Genomic DNA, 16,795 nt, shown 5'->3' on the forward strand with positions numbered 1-16,795 from the left:
CTTTAATTGTTATCAATCTAAACCTGCCTGTGTTGGCGGGTTCGAATCCTTTCCGTCTCTCGCCGGAAAAATATGGCGAGAAAAACATTCCTTAGTGATATTCAATTTATTTATGCCACTTGCTAGTGGTTTGTATAGGAGGGGTGCGAATATCACCGATTTTTCCACAACTATTTATGTAAGGAATATCACAAAAAATAGGGCGGATGTGTAAGTATCCTACAATTTTGTTTATAGGAATTCCAACGAAAACTCATTTTAGTCGCCCATTTTTTTCGTTAAAAATGCATGCACTGTTTAACATTGGTGCAACATTAAGCAAATAACGCTGTTTTTATGAATGTTTATTGATTTTTGTTAGGTTGGAGAGTGTTTGATACGGCTACTCTTTGTGAATTTATTTTGCAGGGATGTAATTTAGTTACATAAATCTAACTGAGATTCATTACTATCTATAAGCGGTATTTCTTCAATGCAATTACATCAACTGGTTAACACGATCGGCCAAGATCTACAGCGCCGTTATGGCGAAAAAGTTCACAAGCTGACCCTGCATGGTGGTTTTAGCTGCCCGAATCGAGATGGCACGATTGGGCGAGGTGGTTGCACCTTCTGTAATGTCGCTTCTTTTGCTGATGAAGAAACACAAGCCCAAAGTCTTGAGCAGCAATTGACAGAACGCGCTGGTGAAATCAAACGTGCCAAAAAATATCTCGCGTATTTTCAAGCTTATACCAGTACCTATGCGGAAGTGCAGGTGTTGAAAAATATGTATCAGCAAGCGCTTCAATCGGCTGACATTGTTGGGTTATGCGTCGGCACTCGGCCTGATTGTGTACCCGATGCTGTGCTCGATTTATTGGCCGATTATGTGCGACAAGGTTTTGAAATTTGGCTCGAACTGGGTTTGCAAACCGCCAATAATCAAACGCTCAAACGGATCAACCGTGGTCATGATTTTGAATGTTATGCGTTGATCACTGAGCGCGCTCGAGCCTTGGGGATCAAAGTATGCACGCATCTCATTGTGGGGCTACCTAAAGAAACGCGTACCGATAATCTTCAAACCTTAAAGCAAGTCTTAGCGGTAGGCACTGATGGCATCAAGTTGCATGGGTTGCATATTGTTGAAGGCAGTACGATGGCCAAAGCGTGGCGAGCAGGAAGATTACAAGCGCCAACGTTAGAAGAGTATGTTTCCATTGCGAGTGAATTGATTCAAATGACGCCACCTGAGATCATTTATCACCGAGTCTCGTCAGCCGCCCGGCGGCCGACCCTGCTTGCGCCACTGTGGTGTGAAAATCGTTGGCTTGCGATGACCGAAATAGGTCGAGCACTTAATCAAGGTGGCGCGCAAGGCTCACGCTTAAGTCGAGCGTTTGTCTATACGCTTCCAAACAGCTAAAGATTCAAGCAATTTCGCAAATCCTTGTGATTAACTTGGCTGACGAATCGACGTTAAACGCGTTAGACTAGTGGCATTGTTATTACATGGAAGTGTTTAATGAAACCCATGAAAAACCTTGCCCAGTACTATGTCGACCTATTGGTCAAACTGGGCATTCTTCGTTTCTCCATTCTTCTTGCGCTCGCTTTAGTGGCCTTGGCAGTGGTGGTGCAAGTTGGTATCACGTTGGTGCTCAATGGTTATGTTGATGATATCGACATCGTTCGTTCTGTCTTTTTTGGTTTATTGATCACGCCTTGGGCGGTCTATTTCCTTTCAGTGGTGGTTGATCAGTTAGAAGAGTCACGTCAACGCCTCTCGAAGTTGGTTTCTAAGCTCAAAGACATGCGCTCACGCGATCAAGAGCTCAATTATAAGCTTCAGCAAAATATCGAAAAACTCAACCAAGAAATTGAAGAGCGAATTAAGGCCGAGGAAGCGCGTGAAGAGGCGATGGCTGATTTAGAAAATGAGGTCTATCAACGCGAAAAAACGCAGCTTGAATTGGCAGAAAGAACCGCCTTATTGCGCTCTTTTATCGATGCTTCTCCTGATCTGATTTACTACCGTAATGCGAACGGCGTTTTTTCTGGCTGCAACCGAGCGATGGAAGAGCTAACGGGCAAGCGTGAGCATCAGTTGGTTGGGTTAACTCCATGGGATGTCTATAGCAAAGAAGTGGCGCAACAGATCGTTGAAACTGACGAAAAAGTGTTTGCCGACAATCAAGCCATCACTTATGAGCAGTGGCTCGAATACCCTGATGGCCGCAAAAACTATTTTGAACTGCGAAAAGTCCCTTTTTACAGCAAAGATGGCCGCCACTTAGGGTTGGTGGGCTTTGGGCGAGACATTACCGAACGCAAACGCAACCAAGAGTCTTTGGAAAAAGCGAGCCGGGATAAAACCACCTTTATTTCGACCATCAGCCACGAATTGCGCACACCACTCAACGGTATCGTTGGTTTGAGCCGTATGTTGCTCGATAGCCCCATGACCCCAGAACAGCGTAAGTACATGCAGACCATTAATGTCAGTGCCATTACGTTAGGTAATATCTTCAACGATATCATTGATATGGATAAGTTTGACCGCCGGAAACTAGAACTACTGCCAGCGCCGTTGAATTTTGAAGAATTTGTTGCTGAAATTGAAAGCATCTCGGCGTTGATGGCAGAGCAAAAAGGGCTTAGGTTTGATCTCGAACGGCTCAGTGATTTACCTGTTGCGATTGAAGTGGATGCTACGCGCCTGCGTCAGGTATTGTGGAACCTGATAAGCAATGCGATGAAATTTACCAAAGAAGGTGGCGTCGTCATGACGGTCTGCGCTGACATTGAGGATAAGTTTGCGCACATTACCATGGAAGTTGAAGACACAGGCATTGGTATACCAGAGGCTGAACTCGATAAAATCTTCGCCATGTATTACCAAGTTAAATCGGGTAAGGACAATTTGCACGCTGTTGGCACGGGGATTGGCTTAGCGGTATCTCGCCAGTTAATCAACTTAATGGATGGTGATATTTCTGTGAGCAGTGAAGAAGGCTTTGGTAGCACCTTCACCGTTTCAATTCGTGTGCCTTTGGCACAAGATGCCCAATTCAAACCAACGTTACCCGTTCCTCAAAAAAGTTTAGCCATTTTTATGGTTGAAGATATTGAGCTCAATATTACAGTTGCTCGTTCTTTGCTAGAAAGTTTAGGACACACGGTTACCGTCGCTATGACAGGTGAAGAAGCCAAACAAAAATTTGTGCCGCAAGAGTACGATCTGGTTTTCCTCGATATTCAACTGCCAGACATGACCGGGTTTGATGTCGCTGCGTTTTATCGAGAAACTTATGATAACCTTCCGCCACTTGTTGCATTGACCGCCAACGTATTGAAAAATAAAGCTGAATATCTAGAGAAAGGGATGGATGACGCGATCAGTAAACCATTGTCAGTACTGGCGATTCAAGAGGTGATTGCAAAATTCACCCATAGTGAGGCGATTCAACTTGCCGACGCTAAGGTTAAGGCTGCCTCAGAAGAACACAGTGAGTTGAACATGCATTTGCTCGATTTTGAAATGCTTGAGTCTTATATCGATATTGTTGGCCCGAAACCTGTGCTGGAAAGTATCCAAATGTTCGAGCAGATGATGCCCAGTTATGTTGAAGTGCTAGACTCCAATATGGTAGCAAAAGATCAAGCAGGCATTGTTTCAGAAGCACACAAAATCAAGGGTGCTGCGGGTTCAATTGGTTTGAAACACATCCAAAACGTTGCACAAAAGGCACAGTCGCCAGAGCTACCTGCTTGGTGGGAAAATATTGGTGACTGGATAGATGAAATTAAAAATGGGTATCAACACGATATTCAAGTCTTGAAACAATGGTTAACTCAAAGGTAATGGTATGAAAAAAATCGGGTTGGCTTCATTAGTCATGGCGCTACTATCTGGCTGTAGTTCACCGCAAGTTAATTGGCTGCAGGACAGCAGTGCCGTGATATCAAATATCACCATTGGGTTGAAAAGTAACCTTTGGATCAATCAAATGCCTACAGCTAATGAGAGCGAAATACCTCTTGTGCATGGGACATTAAGATTGGATTCATCGGCAATATTACCTGCCAATTTAACGATTGACGCGTTGATGGTCCAGCAAAGGGATAAAAATTGGCTGGTGGGCAGTGAATCGTTAGATTTACGGACTCAAAGTGAAGATCAATGGGAAGTTGTGTTTGAATGGCCGATGCAGCTTAATGTGGATAAGCCCGTTAATGTAGCTTTGCAATTGAGTGATGGTACAACAGCGCAGTGGCTTATCGAAAAGAGCGTCTTCATCGACAAAGTCTATTAGATTTATAGAACGGCTCCACGCACAGTAGTCAGCCATGAAAAAAGCCCTTTAACCTGAGGTTAAAGGGCTTCTAACTATCTGGGGGTAGACGCTTAGTCTTCTAGATCACCACAGAAGCGGTAGCCTTCGCCATGAATTGTGGCGATGATCTCTGGCGTACCTGATACTGATTCAAAGTGTTTACGGATACGACGAATCGTCACATCTACTGTTCTGTCGTGTGGTTTCAATTCACGGCCAGTCATCTTTTTAAGCAAATCTGCGCGAGTTTGGATTTTTCCTGGGTTCTCACAGAAGTGCAGTAAAGCGCGGAATTCTGAGCGAGGAAGCTTGTAGCCTTCACCATCCGGATTCACTAAAGAGCGGCTATTGATATCCAATACCCAACCGTTGAACTCATATTTTTCCACACTGCGTTTCTCTTCTTGAGTCGTATTGGTATTCATTGAACGACCTAGAAGATTACGAGCACGAATCGTCAGTTCACGTGGGTTAAATGGTTTGGTGATGTAGTCATCAGCCCCGATCTCTAAACCGAGGATTTTATCAACTTCATTATCACGACCAGTCAAAAACATCAGTGCAACATTAGCCTGTTCACGAAGCTCACGAGCTAACAGAAGACCGTTTTTACCTGGTAAATTGATGTCCATAATGACCAAGTTAATGGGGTTATCAGACAGCACATGGTGCATCTCTTCACCGTTACTGGCCTCAAAAACAGCGTATCCCTCTGCTTCAAAAATACTCTTAAGAGTGTTACGAGTTACTTGCTCATCTTCAACGATAAGAATCTGCGGGGTTTGCATTGGCGGTACCTAAACTTGTGAAAAAATTGTGCTAATAGAATTAATTGTAGGCAAAAAATTGCAACATACAGGTAATCTGCTGCCGATAATAAACTAAAGTTTTGAAAAAAACACTTACTTCAGTTGCCCGCCGTCCTTAGGCATATCTTGCATTGAGGTCTCCATACCCTCGGTGTTCTACTAGCCTTTAAGGCGGATTCTATAATGTTAACAGCATGCTAACAACGGCAGAATGTTAATTCCAATCACTTTGTTGATTTACATCAAGAGTTCTAATGTAACAAATATTAATCGTCTTAAGCAGTTGTAAATTTACACCACATTACCCATGCAAATAGCATGCTTTTTGGGGATTTTCGCTGGGGATGGTAGCATTAGGCGCAATGGGATTTACCTCACATAGAAATTTACCAGCAAAGAACTTGTTAACTCTATACCGAATCAACTTGAAGATGCAGGCTTGAGAACCTGAAAATGATCATTAATTCGAGATGTCAAAGAGCCTGCGATCTCTGGAAGAGTCACAGAAAAAAATTGGTCTATTGCCGCCTTGAAGTCCCGTTTTCTTTTGAAGTAAACGTTGTTCCTCGACTTCTCATTCATTACTTTCCATAGCCGCTCTATTGGGTTGAGGTTTGGACTGTAAGGTGGAAGATAATGCAGTTTAATATTCAGGACAAACGCCGCATCTTTGACTAAGTCACTGCGGTGATATCCCGCACCATCTAATATGATATGAAGCTTATGGGCTAACGAATAACTCTCTCTTAACTTACAGAAAAAACGAACAATCGATTCACTGTTAATGCTCTCATAGTCGTGAACAATGGTTGCACCAATATCCGACAGGTTCAGTGCGCCAATAATGTTCAATCGGCTACGATTACCCGTTGTTTCAATCACTTTATCCTGACCAGTACGTATCCAGCCATGCGATATCTTTGTTGATAGTGTTGGGTGAACTGCATCGATAAAGACTATCGATTCATCCTCGCCACAGCTTGCCTTTAGCGCTTCATACGCCTCTATGAATGCTTGCTGTTTTGCTTCATCAAACTTGTGTGGTATGCCTTTCGGTTGCTTGTAGCTAAAACCATTATGGTGAAGCCATTTGTTCATACCAGAAACAGTATAATCAAGCCCAAACGTCTCTTTAACATAGGCGACAATTTGATGAGTATGAGAATAGGTTTTCTCAGTCAAATGCTCGATTAGGTGCATGGTTTGAATAGCAGAAAGCTTGCTTTGGCTTCCTCCATTCTCAGGCTTAAGTTTTTCAGAAAGTACGTAGTCACTGAGGTGACGTGCAACGGTCGATTCATGAATACGAAGAGCTTGTGAAATCATAGTCTGACTCCAGCCTTCAGAAGCCAGCAAAACAGCCTTAATACGGTCGCAAACTCGACTATCACGCTCAATGTCGTGCATCTGTTCGAGTTGCAGTTTCTGTTGAGGAGTCAGTGTGATTTTCATGGTTTGTAGCATGATCCTGATTCTATTGAAAATCAAGCATCTTCAATGATCACGGGTATATACTTGTCAAAAAATGGGAATTGCGTAAAAAATCAACGTTTACAGCGGGGGATATCGCACTATTATGGATGTCACCAATATGAATATTAAGTCTTTTAAATGCAGTTGGCCGCCAAGTTATGCTCATTCTTAGCGGATTTTTCTTTACATCGTTTGTATGAATAGGTGAGTAAAGTATCTGGCATTATGGTTCATTGAGCTGTGGTTTTACAGCGCGTCTAATGTGTCAGATGAAAATAATAAACAATAATCAAGGAAGAAGGATGATAGATATCACACCAGATATTTGCGATAAGTTTGAATCGCAAATCAATATATTGGATTTGCCTTTGCAAACTTTTGGTTTAAGGAGTGCTTTTTGGGGGCAAATTGTCACCGTGCGTTGCTATCACGATAACTCTAAAGTTCGTGACGTATTAAGCCAAAATGGTAAAGGGAAAGTTTTAGTCGTCGATGGTAACGGTTCGTGTCAAAGAGCGTTATTGGGTGATCAACTGGCGATCATGGCGATTGAAAACGGTTGGGAAGGGGTCATCATTTATGGAGCGATACGCGATGTTGCTGCGTTATCGCAAATGGATTTAGGCGTGAAAGCGTTAGCGAGTTGTCCACTTAAGACCGATAAGAGAGGTGCAGGCGAAATTAATGTGACGCTGACTATCCTCAACCAGATGATTCAGCCGGGTGACTATGTTTATGCCGATTGGAATGGTGTTTTAACGTCAACTCAAGCGCTAGACTGGCACTAGAATCTGAAACCCACCCCAAATTGAACGCCTTGCTGCCACTCTTGATAATCAAGGGTGGCATGTAAATCAACGTTTTCTGACAGTTGAAGTCGGCTAGATAGCTCCGCCGCCATAGCATCGGCACTGCTCGTATCATTCGGATTACTGGCGGCTGACCGTAAGGTGCTTTTTAGTGATAATTTTGGGGTTAGCTGGTAGCTAAGGCCACTTAAAAAACCACTTTCGGATCCGTAGTCGGAATTGTTTATCCTCGCTCCAATGTACAGATCTAAATTGTCAAAAAGGTTATAAGAATAACCGCCATCAATAGTCCAACTATCAAATTGTTGACCATCACTTTCGCTTGAAAGAAATAAGCGATGTGGAGATTGGCTCTGTGAAGAAGGAAGTGCAGGTAAGGTATTGGCCATGCTAGATAAAGAGACAAGCAGAAATAAACATAGTGCAACTTTTAGTTTCATCTGCCTCTCCTTATTCTTGTTTTGAGTTACTGCGTCCACTGCGGTAACAACAATTAAAGCACAAATTTCACACGATGACAGCGTTATGTATATAGCATTTTGTTATTTGCTTATGTGTAAAATGGTTGTGCTTAACGTGCAATAAGTATCTTATTTGTGTGGTGGTTTTAAATTTGATTAATTCGGAATGACTATAAAAAATAGCAGATTTTTGTTGACTAATGATGATGAAGTAAGGTAAACGTAAAGGCAATTAAACACACGAGTATTTAAATTTTTCTATGTTACAGCGCAGCCTAGTAGTAATGACAACCACCATTATTATTACCGACATGACACATGTTGGGGCGGGCCGCTGAGCGAAAAGTTTTTACAAAAAAGGCCTGTATCCCACCAGATACAGGCCTTTTTTTATACCAATTTGAATTGTTTTGGAGGAAGGGATGCGAGTATTAAAGTTTGGAGGTTCATCGTTAGCCGATGCTGATCGTTTTTTAAGGGCGGCAGATATCATCGTTAACAATGTACAACAAGAAGAAGTCGCCGTTGTGCTCTCTGCACCGGGAAAAACCACCAATAAATTAGTGGCAGTTATTGAGAGTGCTTTGCGTAATGGCGAAGCAGAACGCCAAATAGCGGAGCTTGAATTCTCATTTTTCGATCTACTCGCTGGCATCAAAGCACAATTACCTAATGTGGATTCGGCCGCTTTTGACAATCAAGTAAAAACGTCACTGTCTCAGCTGCGTCAATTTGTGCACGGTATTAATTTACTCGGTATGTGTCCAGACAACGTCAATGCGCGCATTATCAGTAAAGGTGAGCGAGTCTCTATCCAACTGATGAAAGCGGTACTTGAAGCAAAAGGACAAGCGGCTGCACTGATTGATCCAGTACAATATCTTTTTGCTAAAGGTGAGTACCTTGAGGCAATGGTTGATGTTGAGATCTCCACGCAAAATTTCAAGCAAAATCCACTTCCGCAAGCGCATGTTAACATTATGCCGGGTTTCACGGCTGGTAATGAAAAGGGTGAATTGGTCTGTCTAGGCCGTAATGGCTCGGATTATTCTGCAGCCGTGCTTGCGGCATGTTTACGTGCAGATTGTTGTGAGATTTGGACCGATGTCGATGGCGTTTATAACTGTGACCCACGTTTGGTTGCGGATGCTCGTTTATTAAAATCACTCAGCTACCAAGAAGCGATGGAGCTTTCGTATTTTGGCGCGTCAGTGTTACATCCCAAAACCATTGCACCGATTGCACAATTTCATATTCCGTGTCTTATCAAAAACAGTTTTAATCCTCAAGGCGCAGGCACGCTGATTGGTCAAGATACTGGTGAAGATAAGCTGGCTATCAAAGGTATTACTACACTCAATAATTTGACTATGGTCAACGTCTCCGGCCCTGGCATGAAAGGCATGGTCGGCATGGCTAGCCGTGTGTTTGGCGCGATGTCTGCCGCAGGCGTTTCTATTGTGCTGATTACACAATCCTCTTCAGAATACAGCATCAGTTTCTGTATTGAGGCGCAAGATAAAGCCCTTGCCAAAAGAGCATTATCGGAAGCGTTTGAACTGGAATTAAAAGATGGCCTACTTGAGCCTGTCGAGTTTATGGATGACGTTGCGATTGTCACTCTGGTTGGTGACGGCATGCGCACTTCGCGCGGAGTGGCTTCTCAATTTTTCTCATCGCTGGCTGAAGTTCACGTCAATATTGTTGCCATTGCACAAGGCTCTTCCGAGCGAGCTATTTCGGCGGTGATTCCAGAAGATAAAATTTCAGAAGCGATCAAGGCTTGTCATGAAAATCTCTTCAATTCTAAGCATTTCTTGGATGTGTTTGTGGTCGGTGTCGGCGGTGTCGGAGGCGAATTAGTTGATCAAATTCATCGTCAGCAAGCCAAACTAGCCGATAAAGGAATTGTGATTCGAGTGTGTGGCCTTGCGAATAGTAAGGCACTATTGCTGGATAGCGAAGGCTTGCCGCTGGAGCATTGGCGTGATCGAATGCATAGCGCGAGTGAAGAATTTAGCCTCGCAAGGCTTATCTCTCTAGTGCAGCGTAACCATATCATTAACCCTGTCTTAGTTGATTGTACTTCCAGTGAAGTGATCGCCAACCAGTACGCCGAATTTTTGGCTGCGGGTTTTCATGTTGTGACGCCTAATAAAAAAGCCAATACCGCAAGCATGGCCTACTATCACCAGCTGCGTGAAGTGGCGCGCAACTCGCGCCGTAAACTGATGTACGAAACGACGGTTGGTGCTGGTTTACCTGTGATTGAAAACTTGCAAAATCTCATTGCTGCTGGTGATGAGTTGGAAAAATTCAGCGGTATTTTATCTGGCTCTCTCTCGTTTATTTTCGGCAAGCTGGATGAAGGTATGACACTTAGTCAAGCTACGCAGCTGGCTAAAGACAAAGGTTTTACTGAGCCTGATCCTCGTGATGATCTGTCGGGAATGGATGTGGCTCGCAAGCTGTTAATTTTAGCTCGTGAGGCGGGAATACCTTTAGAACTGGATGACGTAAAAGTCGATCTTGCTTTGCCACCGGGTTTTGATATTTCGGGTACAGTTGAAGAGTTTATGGCGCGCTTGCCGCAGGCTGATGCTTATTTCCAAGAGTTATCCACTAAGGCAGCAGCCGAAGGTAAGGTATTACGTTATGTTGGTGAAATATCAGAAGGCCAATGCAAGGTGAAAATTGCAGTAGTCGATGAAAATGACCCAATGTTTAAAGTCAAAGATGGTGAGAATGCACTGGCGTTTTATAGCCGTTATTATCAACCGATTCCATTGGTGTTGCGTGGTTATGGGGCGGGTACAGAAGTAACAGCAGCAGGGGTGTTCTCTGATGTGATGCGCACCTTAGGTTGGAAGTTAGGGGTTTAATTGATGAGTTCAAGTGACATGAGTGTGGTGGTGTATGCCCCAGCTTCAATTGGTAATGTGAGCGTTGGGTTTGATGTTTTAGGGGCGGCCGTGTCGCCAATTGATGGTAGTTTATTGGGGGATCGCGTTGAAGTTAAAGCGGGCAGCGAACCTTTTGTACTCGAAACTGCAGGTCGCTTTGTCGACAAGCTGCCTGAAGATCCAAAGCAGAATATTGTTTACGATTGCTGGCTTGTTTTTGCCAGAGAGCTTGAAAAAAAGAGCATTGCAGTAAAGCCGTTGCAAATGACGTTAGAAAAAAATATGCCGATTGGTTCAGGCTTAGGTTCGAGTGCTTGTTCAATTGTTGCAGCTTTAGATGCGTTGAACCAGTTTCACGGTAACCCACTTAATCAAACCGAGCTTTTAGCGCTGATGGGCGAAATGGAAGGCAAAATTTCAGGCGGTATACATTATGATAACGTTGCCCCCTGCTACTTAGGCGGCGTGCAATTGATGCTTGAAGAGCTAGGTATCATCAGCCAAGAAGTGCCTTGTTTTGACGATTGGTATTGGGTGATGGCGTATCCTGGGATTAAAGTTTCCACAGCCGAAGCGCGAGCGATCTTACCTTCACAATATCGTCGACAGGACATCATTGCGCATGGCCGTCATCTCGCAGGTTTCATTCATGCTTGCCACTCCGGTCAGCCTGAGCTAGCGGCTAAACTGATCAAAGACGTGATTGCTGAACCGTATCGTGAGAAACTTCTGCCCGGCTTTTCGGATGCGCGTAAATACGCTGCATCAGCCGGAGCGCTCACCACTGGCATTTCCGGCAGTGGCCCAACACTGTTCAGTATTTGCAAAGAAAAAGAGGTTGCCGAGCGAGTTGCTCGTTGGCTTGAACAACATTATGTACAAAATGAAGAAGGATTCGTCCATATTTGTCGTTTAGACAAAAATGGCTCGACCGTTACAGGAAGTGCTCTATGAAGCTTTACAACATAAAAGAAAATGATGAACAAGTCTCTTTTGGCCAAGCCGTACGCCAAGGATTAGGACGCAATCAAGGGCTATTTTTCCCAGCAGAGTTGTCTCAGTTTGAAGATATTGACGCGTTACTAGCCGAAGATTTTATCTCTCGTAGTACAAAAATTCTCAGCGCCTTGATTGGTGATGAATTACCAGCAGAGCAAGTGAATGCGATGGTTAATGCGGCTTTTCAGTTTCCAGCACCGATTAAGCAAGTGAAAGACGGCATTTATGCTCTAGAGCTTTTCCACGGTCCAACGCTGGCATTTAAAGATTTTGGTGGTCGCTTTATGGCGCAGTCACTGGCCGTCGTTTCAAATGGTGGACAGATCACCATTTTAACCGCGACTTCTGGTGATACTGGCGCTGCGGTGGCTCATGCCTTTTATGGAATGCCCGACATCAAGGTCGTGATACTTTACCCTAAAGGTAAGATCAGCCCGTTACAGGAAAAACTCTTCTGCACTCTGGGCAACAATATTCACACTGTCGCGATAAATGGTGACTTTGATGCTTGCCAAGCGTTAGTTAAGCAGGCTTTTGATGACGCTAAGCTTCGCCAAGAGATCGGTTTAAACTCTGCAAATTCAATCAATATCAGCCGATTAATGGCACAAATTTGCTACTACTTTGAGGCCGCATCACAATTAAGCAAAGCGCAGCGTGAAAACTTAGTCATCTCCGTACCGAGTGGCAACTTTGGCAACCTAACCGCTGGTCTGTTGGCAAAAGCATTGGGCTTACCAATCAAGCGTTTTATCGCGGCAACCAATGCCAATGATACCGTTCCTCGTTACTTAGAAACGGGTCAATGGGATCCAAAACCCACTGTCGCGACCACATCGAATGCGATGGATGTGAGTCAGCCGAACAACTGGCCGCGCATCGAAGAGCTTTGTCGCTTAAAGGGCTGGGGGCTAGATACCTTAGGTAAAGGTGCGGTATCTGATGCACAAAGTGCGGATTCAGTTCGTGAACTTTACGCGCAAGGTTATTTGTGTGAACCGCATGGTGCCATTGCGTATCGAGTTTTGGATGAGCAGTTACAAGCGGGAGAAACGGGGCTATTTTTGTGTACTGCGCACCCTGCCAAATTTAAAGAAGTCGTTGACGATGTGCTAGGCACTGACATTGAATTACCAGCTCCTCTTGCAAAACATGCAGTGATGACGTTGCTTTCTGAAGAGTTAGACAATGATTTTGACGCTCTAAAAACGGTGTTAAGACGCGTTCAGCCTTAAAGAGATCCTGATTTCATCTTATTGAAGTCAGGATGATATTCCTCTAACGATAAAAATGGCGCTCATTGAGCGCCATTTTTGGATATGAATATTCTCATCAACGCTATGATTATAGCGTCTCAGTGAAAGTACGTGCGATAACGTCACGTTGCTGTTCTTGAGTCAATGAGTTGAAACGAACAGCGTAACCAGAAACACGAATCGTCAGTTGCGGATACTTCTCAGGGTGTGCAACGGCATCTTCAAGAGTTTCACGCTTAAGAACGTTCACATTTAGGTGCTGACCGCCTTCGATGCGAGGTGCTGTTTCAATCGCAACTTCACGGCTTTCATACTCACCAAGGTCGCTGACCGCGATAACTTGATCTGCTTGGTAGCCTGCGTTAGCGGCAACGCAACGTGCTTCATTCTTTTCGTTATCGAGTAACCAGATAGAATTTAGTAGGTTGTCGTTTGCTGCTTTTGTAATTTGAATGCCTTGAATCATCACTATCTCCTAGTCCACTTAAGTGGCGTTATTGGTGTTTATTTTCTAACTTTGTTGAGTTGGTTATTATATGGCTAATATCCTTAAAATTAATATTGATTTAGGTCAAAAAACAACGATAAACATTGATAATGTGGGGTTTATTTTATTGATTTAAATCAATAAAGCATTTAAAAACAACGAGTTCTATTTTTTTTAATACATAAAATATTTTTTATATATTGTTTTGTTGTAATTTTACTACATTTTTAGCGCGTGTTTGACCTAAGTAACAGAAAATCAGACAATTGAAGTCCAATGTTGAAAGTACAAAGTGATTTAATGACAAATAGAATTCAGGGCCGTGGAATGAAATTTATTGGTGCTCATGTATCGGCCTCTGGTGGCGTTGACCAAGCCCCATTGAGAGCGAGAGAAATTGGAGCAAATGCATTTGCTTTATTCACTAAAAACCAGCGCCAGTGGGTTGCTAAACCGCTCGAAGAGGCAACCATTCGCGCTTTTAAGGCTAACTGTCACATGCTTGGTTTTAAAAGTGAACACATTTTGCCGCATGATTCATACCTTATTAATCTGGGCGCGCCAGAAGCCGATAAGCTTGCTAAGTCACGCGAAGCTTTTATTGATGAAATGCAACGTTGCCAGCAACTGGGGCTGACGCTTCTGAATTTTCATCCGGGTAGTCACCTTAAACAAGTCTCAGAAAGTGAATGTCTTGCGACAATTGCAGAATCGATAAACCTTGCACATCAAGCCGTGCCTGAGGTCGTTGCTGTGATTGAAAACACCGCAGGGCAGGGGACGAATCTAGGCTGGCGTTTCGAACATTTAGCCGAAATTATCCAGCAAGTTGAGGATAAATCGCGAGTAGGTGTGTGCCTTGACACGTGTCATACTTTTACTGCAGGTTATGATTTGCGCACAGTTGAGGCGTGCGAGGCAACCTTTTCAGAGTTTGATAGCGTGGTGGGAATGCACTACTTACGTGCAATGCACATCAACGACTCAAAGGCAAAGTTTGCCAGCCGTGTTGACCGCCATCATTCTCTAGGGCAAGGCGAAATTGGTTGGCCATGCTTTGAATTTATTGCCAAAGATGCAAGGTTTGATGGTATCCCATTGATTTTAGAAACAATCGATCCAGACATTTGGGCCCAAGAAATTCAAACATTAAGAGATCTACACGCACAATCGGTAGATTCAGTAGCATCTTAAATAAGTTGGCATCTTTCTTTCATAAAGACAAAGGCATAGCAGCGTCAAAATGAAGGAGGATGTCACTATGTTTCATATGATCTCACGTTCACCATCAATAGCTCGACCACCAGTCCGATTGCCTATACCTAACCGACATGTGAATGGTCAAGGGCATACTCGAACGCCACAAAAATCACATTAACTGGCAAAAGCTCTGTGACATTGACTCATGCAGTGGTGGCTTTTTATGGTTACAATGCTGTAATTAGTTAATTTGCAGAGCGTTGTTATGACTCAATCATTGACTTGGCACGATGTTATCGGCCATGAAAAACAGCAGGAGTATTTTCAACAGACGATAGCGTTTGTTGAAAAGGAAAGGCTGGCGGGGAAAGTGATTTATCCACCTGCTGCTGACGTGTTTAATGCGTTTCGTTTTACCGAATTTGGCGATGTTAAGGTTGTGATTTTAGGGCAAGATCCTTATCACGGGCCAAATCAAGCTCATGGGTTATGTTTTTCGGTGTTACCCGGCGTTAAAACCCCACCTTCACTGGTGAATATCTACAAAGAGCTGGTGCAAGATATCCCCGGTTTTGTTACTCCTCAGTACGGTTACCTAAAAAGCTGGGCCGAGCAAGGGGTACTATTGCTCAATACCGTATTGACCGTTGGACAAGGTATGGCGCATTCGCACGCTAATACTGGTTGGGAAACCTTTACCGACCGGGTGATTGAGGCGGTAAATCAGCAGCGTGAAGGTGTTGTCTTCCTGTTGTGGGGTTCACACGCGCAGAAGAAAGGCAGCATGATTGATCGCAGTAAACATCATGTATTAGTAGCACCGCATCCTTCTCCTCTTTCTGCGCATCGAGGCTTTTTGGGCTGTAAACATTTTTCAAAGACTAATCAATTACTTATTGAGCAGGGGAAAGCGCCTGTGAATTGGCAACCCGTATTGGATAAGTGATTAATTGATGTTTTTTCGAGCAGGGTCAAAACAAGCACGCTGAAGCTTTTATACACTTATCTAAAATAAGTGTAATGGAGAAGCACAATGATGATTGAAAGGATCCGTAGAGAACACGGGTATATGGCGCGTTTGCTTGCCATTTTGCGAGATAAACAACGGCAATTGAGTAATGAACAAAGTATCAACTACTCTTTAGTGAGAGAGATTATTGACTACTTGGCGACGCATTCAGAGTCAGTACACCACCCCAAAGAAGATATTCTCTATCACTATTATATTGATCATTATGGTCAACATAATGATATTAAAAATTTAGCGAGAGAACATGTAGAACTTTCTGAGAAAACTCATGCTTTTCTAGAGATTGTCGATATGATTTTGCAAGATGCCGTTGTACCACAGCACGTGTTCATCGAGCAGCTTGATGCATTTATTTCTTCCCAGAAGCGTCATCTGGAGTTAGAAGAACAATCGGTTTTACCTTTGATCAGCCGCACCTTTAATGTGACTGATTGGCAAGCGGTGGAGGCGAGCTGGCAACAATCCGAAGATGACCCAGTATTTGGTGAGACAATTGCGGAGCAGTACCAACAATTAGCTCACCGAGTTCGGCAAACCGCACAAGAGTGCCAGTAATCTCTGCTGATTTAGTTAAACAAAAAAGGCACTGTTGAAGTGCCTTTTTACTCAAAGTTTTATTTGATCAGCCTCGAAGCAGACATCCATCTCCATCAATTCTCTTTGTAACCGTTTTTGATCCTGAATCGCTTCAATTTCTCGCCACATTCTTTTGACTGGTTTAGTGCGACTAGAGCGGAGTTTTGTGATTTCCATTTCCAACATTTCGTCAAATTGCAAGCTTTCCATAAGCAACCTCTTGTTGTTGTTATTACGCCATGTCGTGCTCTCTAGATAGCACAGTTTTCGCTAGCCTAGCTATGATTTGTTTCTCATTTGTTTCCTTTTGATGAACCTTTTATTGGATTTTGACCAGAATTTCACAGTTTCAGTGGGATTCTTTAGTACAAAAAGGGAGCGGTTAAGCGACGCAAACGATTTTATTTGCATTTTTAAATGTTAAATAAATGTTGTTTTGAAAATTTACAATTGCCTGGTTGGTTGTTTTATGA

General features: G+C 43.4%; 16 protein-coding genes and 1 other annotated feature. Of the genes, 11 read left to right on the forward strand and 5 right to left on the reverse strand.

The features are described from left to right. Positions 1-472 precede the first annotated feature (472 nt). From N5E84_RS01330 to N5E84_RS01340, 3 genes are all read left to right on the forward strand, one after another. Positions 473-1,408, forward strand: coding sequence for a TIGR01212 family radical SAM protein (locus N5E84_RS01330; RefSeq protein WP_019283371.1), 936 nt, complete (start codon positions 473-475; stop codon positions 1,406-1,408). A gap of 99 nt (positions 1,409-1,507) precedes the next feature. After that, entirely contained in the window at positions 1,508-3,847 is a 2,340-nt protein-coding gene (gene arcB / locus N5E84_RS01335; RefSeq protein WP_019283372.1) for an aerobic respiration two-component sensor histidine kinase ArcB, read from the forward strand. A gap of 4 nt (positions 3,848-3,851) precedes the next feature. Then, positions 3,852-4,298 (forward strand): hypothetical protein, encoded by a 447-nt coding sequence (locus N5E84_RS01340; RefSeq protein ID WP_013856107.1) that lies wholly within the window; start codon positions 3,852-3,854, stop codon positions 4,296-4,298. A 92-nt stretch (positions 4,299-4,390) separates the two neighbouring features. Here N5E84_RS01340 and arcA read toward each other — a convergent pair whose 3' ends face one another. Together arcA and N5E84_RS01350 are read right to left on the reverse strand one after the other, a co-directional pair. Next, positions 4,391-5,107, reverse strand: a complete 717-nt coding sequence (gene arcA / locus N5E84_RS01345; RefSeq protein WP_013856108.1) for a two-component system response regulator ArcA — start codon at positions 5,105-5,107, stop codon at positions 4,391-4,393. A 441-nt stretch (positions 5,108-5,548) separates the two neighbouring features. Further along, on the reverse strand, positions 5,549-6,580 hold the full coding sequence (locus tag N5E84_RS01350) for an IS630-like element ISVa15 family transposase (RefSeq protein ID WP_026027704.1): 1,032 nt from the start codon (positions 6,578-6,580) through the stop codon (positions 5,549-5,551). A gap of 323 nt (positions 6,581-6,903) precedes the next feature. Here N5E84_RS01350 and N5E84_RS01355 point away from each other — a divergent pair, with 323 nt between their 5' ends. Then, positions 6,904-7,389, forward strand: a complete 486-nt coding sequence (locus N5E84_RS01355) for a putative 4-hydroxy-4-methyl-2-oxoglutarate aldolase (RefSeq protein ID WP_010318275.1) — start codon at positions 6,904-6,906, stop codon at positions 7,387-7,389. Here the strand turns inward: N5E84_RS01355 and N5E84_RS01360 are convergent. Further along, positions 7,386-7,889 carry a hypothetical protein gene (locus tag N5E84_RS01360; RefSeq protein ID WP_017043071.1) on the reverse strand — a complete coding sequence of 168 codons (504 nt, stop codon included), beginning with the start codon at positions 7,887-7,889 and terminating at the stop codon, positions 7,386-7,388. The two genes, N5E84_RS01355 and N5E84_RS01360, sit on opposite strands and share 4 nt — an antisense overlap. A 242-nt stretch (positions 7,890-8,131) precedes the next feature. Between N5E84_RS01360 and thrL the strand changes: the two genes are divergently transcribed. From thrL to thrC, 4 genes are all read left to right on the forward strand, one after another. Next, a complete protein-coding gene (gene thrL, locus N5E84_RS01365) occupies positions 8,132-8,209 on the forward strand; it encodes a thr operon leader peptide (RefSeq protein ID WP_100208354.1) in 78 nt (25 codons plus the stop codon). Beyond that, positions 8,147-8,264: a sequence feature (Thr leader region), on the forward strand. Its footprint overlaps the gene before it by 63 nt. A gap of 29 nt (positions 8,265-8,293) precedes the next feature. Continuing rightward, entirely contained in the window at positions 8,294-10,753 is a 2,460-nt protein-coding gene (gene thrA / locus N5E84_RS01370) for a bifunctional aspartate kinase/homoserine dehydrogenase I (protein WP_029388250.1), read from the forward strand. Between the two features lie 18 nt (positions 10,754-10,771). Next, positions 10,772-11,728, forward strand: a complete 957-nt coding sequence (gene thrB, locus N5E84_RS01375; protein ID WP_026027386.1) for a homoserine kinase — start codon at positions 10,772-10,774, stop codon at positions 11,726-11,728. Continuing rightward, positions 11,725-13,008, forward strand: coding sequence for a threonine synthase (gene thrC / locus N5E84_RS01380; RefSeq protein WP_019282353.1), 1,284 nt, complete (start codon positions 11,725-11,727; stop codon positions 13,006-13,008). The genes thrB and thrC overlap by 4 nt, the downstream gene beginning before the upstream one ends. A 109-nt stretch (positions 13,009-13,117) precedes the next feature. On the opposite strand, the gene grcA is transcribed toward thrC, so the two are convergent. Next, on the reverse strand, positions 13,118-13,495 hold the full coding sequence (grcA, locus tag N5E84_RS01385; protein ID WP_026027385.1) for an autonomous glycyl radical cofactor GrcA: 378 nt from the start codon (positions 13,493-13,495) through the stop codon (positions 13,118-13,120). A gap of 297 nt (positions 13,496-13,792) precedes the next feature. Here grcA and nfo point away from each other — a divergent pair, with 297 nt between their 5' ends. From nfo to N5E84_RS01400, 3 genes are all read left to right on the forward strand, one after another. Then, a complete protein-coding gene (gene nfo, locus N5E84_RS01390; RefSeq protein ID WP_019282352.1) occupies positions 13,793-14,710 on the forward strand; it encodes a deoxyribonuclease IV in 918 nt (305 codons plus the stop codon). 271 nt (positions 14,711-14,981) lie between these two features. Next, positions 14,982-15,662 carry a uracil-DNA glycosylase gene (gene ung / locus N5E84_RS01395; RefSeq protein WP_029388248.1) on the forward strand — a complete coding sequence of 227 codons (681 nt, stop codon included), beginning with the start codon at positions 14,982-14,984 and terminating at the stop codon, positions 15,660-15,662. Between the two features lie 87 nt (positions 15,663-15,749). Further along, positions 15,750-16,301 (forward strand): hemerythrin domain-containing protein, encoded by a 552-nt coding sequence (locus N5E84_RS01400; protein WP_019282350.1) that lies wholly within the window; start codon positions 15,750-15,752, stop codon positions 16,299-16,301. Between the two features lie 51 nt (positions 16,302-16,352). On the opposite strand, the gene N5E84_RS01405 is transcribed toward N5E84_RS01400, so the two are convergent. Beyond that, positions 16,353-16,532, reverse strand: a complete 180-nt coding sequence (locus N5E84_RS01405; protein ID WP_010318284.1) for a DUF3545 family protein — start codon at positions 16,530-16,532, stop codon at positions 16,353-16,355. Positions 16,533-16,795: the final 263 nt, after the last annotated feature.

This window comes from Vibrio sp. J502, assembly GCF_025397955.1.
GTDB lineage: Bacteria > Pseudomonadota > Gammaproteobacteria > Enterobacterales > Vibrionaceae > Vibrio > Vibrio anguillarum.